This is a genomic window from Streptomyces sp. RP5T, assembly GCF_003933965.1.
In the GTDB taxonomy this organism is placed as follows: Bacteria; Actinomycetota; Actinomycetes; order Streptomycetales; family Streptomycetaceae; genus Streptomyces.
In genome coordinates this window covers 1-2162 of record NZ_RSAJ01000936.1, presented here as the reverse complement: position 1 = coordinate 2162, position 2162 = coordinate 1, and the positions used below count along the sequence as shown (strand labels likewise).

The following is a 2162-nucleotide window of genomic DNA, read 5'->3' as shown; positions in this document are numbered from 1 at the left end:
CCACCCCCGGCGCCCGCGTCTGGTCGGCACCCGGCGAGGCGGCCCACCAGGCGGCCCTGCGCAGCTCCATGCGCAGCCTCGGCCTCACCGGCGGCCAGACCCATCAGCTCGCCTCCGGCATCGGCCCCACGCTCGCCACGGCCTCCGCGGTGGGCGGGGAGACCGTCGTCCTCCCCCTGGTCGCCCGCAACCGTGTCATCGGCATGCTGACCCTCGGCAAGCCGACCGACGAACACTTCCGCCAGGAGATCCTGGAACTGGCCGAGGACCTGTCCCGCCGGGCCGCCCTGGCCCTCGACAACGCCCGCCTCTACTCCGAGCGCACCGCGATCAGCCAGTCCCTCCAGCGCAGCCTCCTGCCCCCCGAGCTCCCCCAGATCGACGGCGTCGAGGTCGAGGTCATCTACCGCGCGGCCGGCGAGGGCAACGAGGTCGGCGGCGACTTCTACGACGTCTTCCCCATCAGCGACGGCGCGTACGGCTTCGCCATCGGCGACGTCTGCGGCACGGGCCCGAACGCGGCGGCGGTGACGGGCCTCGCACGGCACGCCCTGCGCCTCCTGGCCAGGGAGGGCCTCAGCGGCCCGGCGGTCCTGGAGCGCCTCAACTCCGCGATCCTCGACGAGGGCGCCCGCAGCCGCTTCCTGACCCTCCTCTACGGCGAGTTGTGGCCGCAGGAGGACGGCAGCGCCCGCCTGAAGGTCGTCTGCGCCGGCCACCCGCTCCCGCTCCGCCTGCGCCAGGACGGCACCGTGGAGCCGGCCGCCGAACCCCAGCCGCTCCTCGGCGTCATGGACGACCTCGAACTCTACGAGGAGACGGTCACCCTGGACCCGGGCGACGTCCTCCTCTGCGTGACGGACGGCGTCACCGAACGCCGGGAAGGCACCCGCATGCTGGGCGACGACGGTCTCGCCGACGTCCTCACCACCTGCACGGGCCTGACGGCCGGCGCGGTCGCGGCCCGCATCATGCGCGCGGTCGAGCGCTTCGCCTCCGACGCCCCGTCAGACGACATGGCGATCCTGGCCATGCGCGTCCCGGGCCTGCACAACGACTGAGAGAGAACACGAAAAAGGCCCCGCCCGAATGGGCGGGGCCTTTTGGCTGGAGCCCCCTAACGGAATCGAACCGTTGACCTTCTCCTTACCATGGAGACGCTCTGCCGACTGAGCTAAGGGGGCCTGTCGCTTTTCGAGGTTTCCCTCGCGGCAACGGAATAGATCATACCCCGAACAGACCCGTGCTCCCAACACGCTCAGAAAGCAGGCTGAAGCAGTCCCCCGAGCGCATTGCAGGCGGTCACGACGCGCTGCATGTCCCGCTTGGTGAGCGAGGCGTCCACCGGCAGTGCGAGCGTTTCGTCGGCGGCCAGCTCGGTCTCCGGCAGCGACACGCAACGCCGGAACTCGGGCAACCGGTGCACGGGCGTCTTCACCGGCACCCGGCACTCAACTCCCTTGCTCCGCAGGGCCCGCGCGAACGCGTCCCGGTCCGGACGTCCGTTTCCGGGAACCCGTACGACGTACTGCTGGTAGGTGTGCCCGTCCCCGCCGTCGGGCGTGCGCACCCCGCGCAACTTCCCGTCGAGATAACAGGCCCGCTCCCGACGCTGAGCGATCTCGTCGTACGGCGCCTCGGACTCACCCTCCTGCAGCACCAGCAGCCCGTGCCGCCGCCCGATCTCCAACAGCTGCCCCAGGTCGGCCGGCCGCCCGAATCGGTGTACGACAACGACGGCCGCGGTGCGCGGAGTTACGGCCGCTTCGACAGCGGACGCGTCGAGGCAGTAGCTGACCGGATGTATGTCCGCGAACACCGGCAGCGCACCCGCCAGTGTCACCGCCTCGGCGACCTCGACGTTCCCGAAGGCCGGTACGACGACCTCGTCACCGACTCCGACGCCGGCGGCCCTGAGCATTGCAGCAGTACCCATGCTGCGGATGGTGGTTGCGCAACGTGAACTCCAAGTGACGCCCAACAAAAAAGGGTTGGACCCCGAACCGAAGTTCAGGATCCAACCCTTTCAATAATTGTTCGGCGGTGTCCTACTCTCCCACAGGGTCCCCCCTGCAGTACCATCGGCGCTGTAAGGCTTAGCTTCCGGGTTCGGAATGTAACCGGGCGTTTCCCTCACGCTATGACCACCGAAACACTATGAA

The 2162-nt window shown here is 69.4% G+C and carries 2 protein-coding genes, 1 tRNA gene and 1 rRNA gene; 1 reads left to right on the top strand and 3 read right to left on the bottom strand.

What is annotated here, in order from left to right:
* A partial coding sequence (locus EHS43_RS43145; protein WP_125195894.1) for a PP2C family protein-serine/threonine phosphatase occupies positions 1-1061 on the top strand: 1061 nt, incomplete at its 5' end.
* A 47-nt stretch (positions 1062-1108) separates the two neighbouring features.
* On the opposite strand, the gene EHS43_RS43140 is transcribed toward EHS43_RS43145, so the two are convergent.
* From EHS43_RS43140 to rrf, 3 genes are all read right to left on the bottom strand, one after another.
* Positions 1109-1184, bottom strand: a tRNA-Thr gene (locus EHS43_RS43140).
* Between the two features lie 74 nt (positions 1185-1258).
* Entirely contained in the window at positions 1259-1921 is a 663-nt protein-coding gene (locus EHS43_RS43135; RefSeq protein WP_125195895.1) for a DegT/DnrJ/EryC1/StrS family aminotransferase, read from the bottom strand.
* A 114-nt stretch (positions 1922-2035) separates the two neighbouring features.
* Positions 2036-2152 (bottom strand): 5S ribosomal RNA (rrf, locus tag EHS43_RS43130).
* Positions 2153-2162: the final 10 nt, after the last annotated feature.